We start from the raw sequence: 4,047 nt of genomic DNA on the forward strand, positions 1-4,047 counted from the left end.
ACAATTTTCCCTGACAAGACGGGCATTCTCGGTTTAACGCGCCGCTACACCCCGAGCCCGATCGGTGGATTGAGGCTAAAGGGTACGGGGCGACAGGTGCCTCGACGTGGGCGTACGCGTACGACCCGGTCACTCTCGGTATCTCAGTGCAAACCAACCCAGACGGGTCAACACAGACGTACTCGTACGATGACCCAGGCCACGTGACCTCCTCCAGTGACGGCCTCGGACGTACTACTTCCAACTCCTACGACGCAGCCGGGCACCTGCTCCGATCGATCAGCCCCGACGGCCTGCAAACAACCAACACATACAACGCGGCCGGCGCTCCTACCTCGAGCGTGCTGTCCCTTCCCGGTCAGAGCGCAGAGCAGGCAGGCACGAGCGGTAGTACTGCCACCCGCAGCGCCTCCGCCACCTACACAAACGCAGCACGCCCCGCTCTCCCAACGACGAAAACTGACGTCGCCGGAAGCACGACAACCTATGCGTACGACACGTTCGGTGAAGTCTCCTCGGAGACCGACGCTGCAAGCCATGTCGAAAAATTCGCCTACAACACTGGACGCGGTATCGTCACCAGCAGCGTCAGCCCCACAGGTGTCGCCGCAGGCACAGCCGTGACCTGCACGCCACCAGCGGCCGGCTGCACCACATACGCCTATGACATCTACGGCCACACGATCAAGACCACAGATCCGCTCGGCCACTTCACCTCAGCAACGTTCGACGCGGACGGTAATCAGCTCACCAGCACCGACGCGAACAGCCACACCACCACTACCGTGTATGACGCCTCCGACCGGCCAACGACCGTGACACAGCCATCCACGGCCGTCGCAACAACCGCATACAACGGCGATAACACGGTGCACTCCACCACAGACGCCGCCACCCACGTGACCTCATACACGTACGACGCGCAAGGCCGGGAGTCGACCTCGGTAGACCCAGACAGCAAGACCACCACCTACGGGTACGACCTCGACGGACGGCTCACCACCCAAACCCAGCCCACCGGCGACATCATCACCCAAGCCTGGGACAACGCCAGCGAGCTCACCGGCATCACCTACTCCGGGACCGCCACCCACGCCGTCGCATACACCTACGACCCCGCCGGACGACGCGTGACGATGACCGACGGCAGCGGAACTAACACCTACTCACATGACCGGTTCGGTGACACCACCACCGTCACTGCCGGCAATGGCCAGGTCGTCGGCTACGGCTATGACGCCGCTGGCCGGGTCACCACGATCGCCTACCCTGGCACGAGCAACACTGTCACCCAGCACTACAACACCATCGGCCAGATGGACTCCATCACCGACCCCGCCGGACTCATCACCGGGTTTGGCTACAACGCCGACGGTGCACCCACCACCACGACCTACCCCAACGGTGTCACCGCCACCACCGGCTACAACACCGCCGACCAGGCCACCACCTCCACCCTTGCCAAAGGCGCGACCGCTCTCGGCACGCTCACCTACACTCGCGACAACACCGGTGACCTCACCGGACGCACCGCGACATCGGGCGCCGCAGGAGGCAACTACACCTACGGATACACTCCCAACCAATACCTCTCCACCAGCACCACAGGAGGCGCTACCACCACCCTCGGTTACGACGTTGTCGGCAATCCCACCAGCCTCGGCACCGGAACCCAAGTCTTCGACCCCGCCGGCAAACTCTGCTGGACCAGCACCACAACCGTCACCACACCCAGCTGCACAACACCCGCGACCGGATCCAACGCCTACACATACGACAGCAACGGGCAACGCACCACCCTGACTCCCAGCACTGGAACGGCAACGCACTACAACTGGAACGCCGCCGGAGAACTCACCTCAATCACCGGAGCCACCGCCGCAACCTACGTCTACAACGGCGACGGACTCAGAACTCGGAAAGTCGTCGGAACAACCACAACGAACTACGTCTGGGATACCACAGGAAGTGTGCCCAACATGCTCACAGACGGCACCCTCGACTACGTCTACGGCCCAACCGGCACCGCCATCGAACAATACGCACCCGGCGGAACATCACCAGCCTTCTACTTCAACGACGCCCACGGCTCAACAACCGCCCTCACCGGAAGCGCCGGTACAGTCGTAGCAACCTACAGTTATAACCCAGAAGGCAAGACCACCGCGCACGCCGGCACAGTCACAACCCCCCTTCAATTCGGAGGCGAATACTCTGACGCTGAGACGGGATTCACCTACCTAAGGGCCCGGTATTACGATCCAGCAACTGCACTTTTCATTTCAATGGATGCCCTCGTCGCGACTACTCTGAACGCTTATATATTTGCGGCAAACAATTTTCTAAATCGAATGGATCCCAGAGGGCTTTGGGACACTTGGGACACTGTCGCCGCGATAGGTATCGGATTGGGGTTATTCGCATTCGCTCTTACCGGGGTCGGCGCGGTCGTAGAAATAAGCGCCGGGCTAGCAGCGGTCGGGGTAGCCGCCGGAGTGGCGGGGACCGGTCTTGACGTATGGGCATGCAGCAACGGGGATAGCTTGGGGTGCGGTGGTGCGGTGTTCAACGGGCTAGCGACTGGTGGGGGCGTGGCGGGGATGGCTATGGAGGGTGCTGGAATGGAGGGTGCAGGAATAGGCATGTCTCGGGCCACCCTGCCCTATGCAGCAACCGGGCTCGGCCTTGATACGATTGCCGCGCAAAAAACGTTGAACGAGGAAGACGAACGTCGGGCCAAAAATGATGCGGCTCATCAACAATGTAGGCTTTCAGATAATGGATAGTTCGAAGACTGAGCAGCGTGTACGAGACTTGTGGCGACCGCTCATCGGTGAAGGGTACTGTTCCCACCTGGCTTCGATACGGGTAGTTTTCGTGAGGAGCCTTCTGCTCGCAATGGCGTTCTTTGTCCTGATGATTGTTGGGGGAATTGCGTTACGGGCAACACCGTTTGGCTGGGTAGCCATAGTCATCTTCGGCGTAAGCGCATATTGTGCATTCTTATTTGGATTCATGCGCCAGGCCAAATTTGGCAAGGAAATCGCAGAAGATCTGAGATTGCTCGGCTATCGAGTCGACCGGGTCGCACCGCTTCGAAACACATATCTTTTTGAAAAGTGGCGAAACCGTAACTCAATCCCTGCCGCGGCGATACGTGAGCTAGGCAACTCGAAGTATCAATCCTGACCTGCCTCAAGCTAGTTCAGCTCTCCAGTCGTCTGTCGGCATGCCCTCATTTCACATTTCGCTGTCGGCCGATGCAGCTTCGAGATCATTGACGTCGGAACCTACGTCGGCCAGCGATGATGGCCCGATCTCCCTTCAGGAAGACCCTCACCCGCACCTGTAACTAGGACGGTGCTTTTGGTCGACGTCGCTGTCGGGCCCTACCTTTGAACTTCCGGTCCTCGAGGGCGGGGCCCACATCGCAGCTTTCCGCTAGATCGTCCTGCTAGCTGACACAGTTACGCGCGGATCTGACTATGGCAGCCTCAGTGGAGACCACCTGGGCAATCTATGCCGAACCCGGGGCTTTGGGACCAACGCTCGGGAAAGTCACGCTAAGCGAGCAGGCCGGAGCATGAGCGGCGGTCGTGACGAAATCGTCTCGTAGTTCTGAGTGTCCTTATGCGGGTTGTGGTCCCCGGCCGATGCTTTGCTTGTTGAGGTGCCCGTAAATGGTGGATCGTGGCGTTTTCAGCAGGTCTGCGATCTGTTGAACGGTGAGGTTACCGGCGTCGTAGAGTTCTTGAGCGTGTGAGGCCTGGGCGGGGGTGAGCTTTGGCCGGCGGCCGCCTTTTCGTCCTCTGGCTCGCGCTGCGGCTAACCCATCCCGTGTATTCGCGATGATCAGTTCTCGTTGAAGCTCTGCAAGAACGGAGAGCATCCCGAACATCGCGCGGCCTTCCGCGGTGCTGGTATCGATACCCTGTTCGAGCACTCGGAGGCCGACGCCGCGTTCGTTTAGCCTCAATCCACCGATCGGCTGAGGCTGGGCGGCGTTTTCTGATTTGAGAGGTTGGAGCGCGTTGGGGCGTTATTGAG

The 4,047-nt window shown here is 60.2% G+C and carries 3 protein-coding genes; 2 read left to right on the top strand and 1 reads right to left on the bottom strand.

Going from position 1 to position 4,047, the window contains the following annotated elements:
* The first annotated feature begins 146 nt into the window (after positions 1-146).
* Together QN358_RS18665 and QN358_RS18670 are read left to right on the top strand one after the other, a co-directional pair.
* On the top strand, positions 147-2,786 hold the full coding sequence (locus QN358_RS18665; RefSeq protein WP_323513255.1) for an RHS repeat-associated core domain-containing protein: 2,640 nt from the start codon (positions 147-149) through the stop codon (positions 2,784-2,786).
* 112 nt (positions 2,787-2,898) lie between these two features.
* Positions 2,899-3,189 (top strand): hypothetical protein, encoded by a 291-nt coding sequence (locus tag QN358_RS18670; protein ID WP_323513256.1) that lies wholly within the window; start codon positions 2,899-2,901, stop codon positions 3,187-3,189.
* 439 nt (positions 3,190-3,628) lie between these two features.
* Here the strand turns inward: QN358_RS18670 and QN358_RS18675 are convergent, their stop codons facing one another.
* On the bottom strand, positions 3,629-3,976 hold the full coding sequence (locus QN358_RS18675; RefSeq protein ID WP_323513257.1) for a recombinase family protein: 348 nt from the start codon (positions 3,974-3,976) through the stop codon (positions 3,629-3,631).
* Positions 3,977-4,047: the final 71 nt, after the last annotated feature.

Source organism: Subtercola sp. RTI3 (assembly GCF_035018625.1).
GTDB classification, from domain to species: domain Bacteria; phylum Actinomycetota; class Actinomycetes; order Actinomycetales; family Microbacteriaceae; genus Subtercola; species Subtercola vilae.

What these genes read in the sequence shown, in the direction of transcription:
- QN358_RS18670 (WP_323513256.1), top strand. Translation starts at nt 2,899, where the DNA reads ATGGCGTTCTTTGTCCTGATGATTGTTGGGGGAATTGCGTTACGGGCA.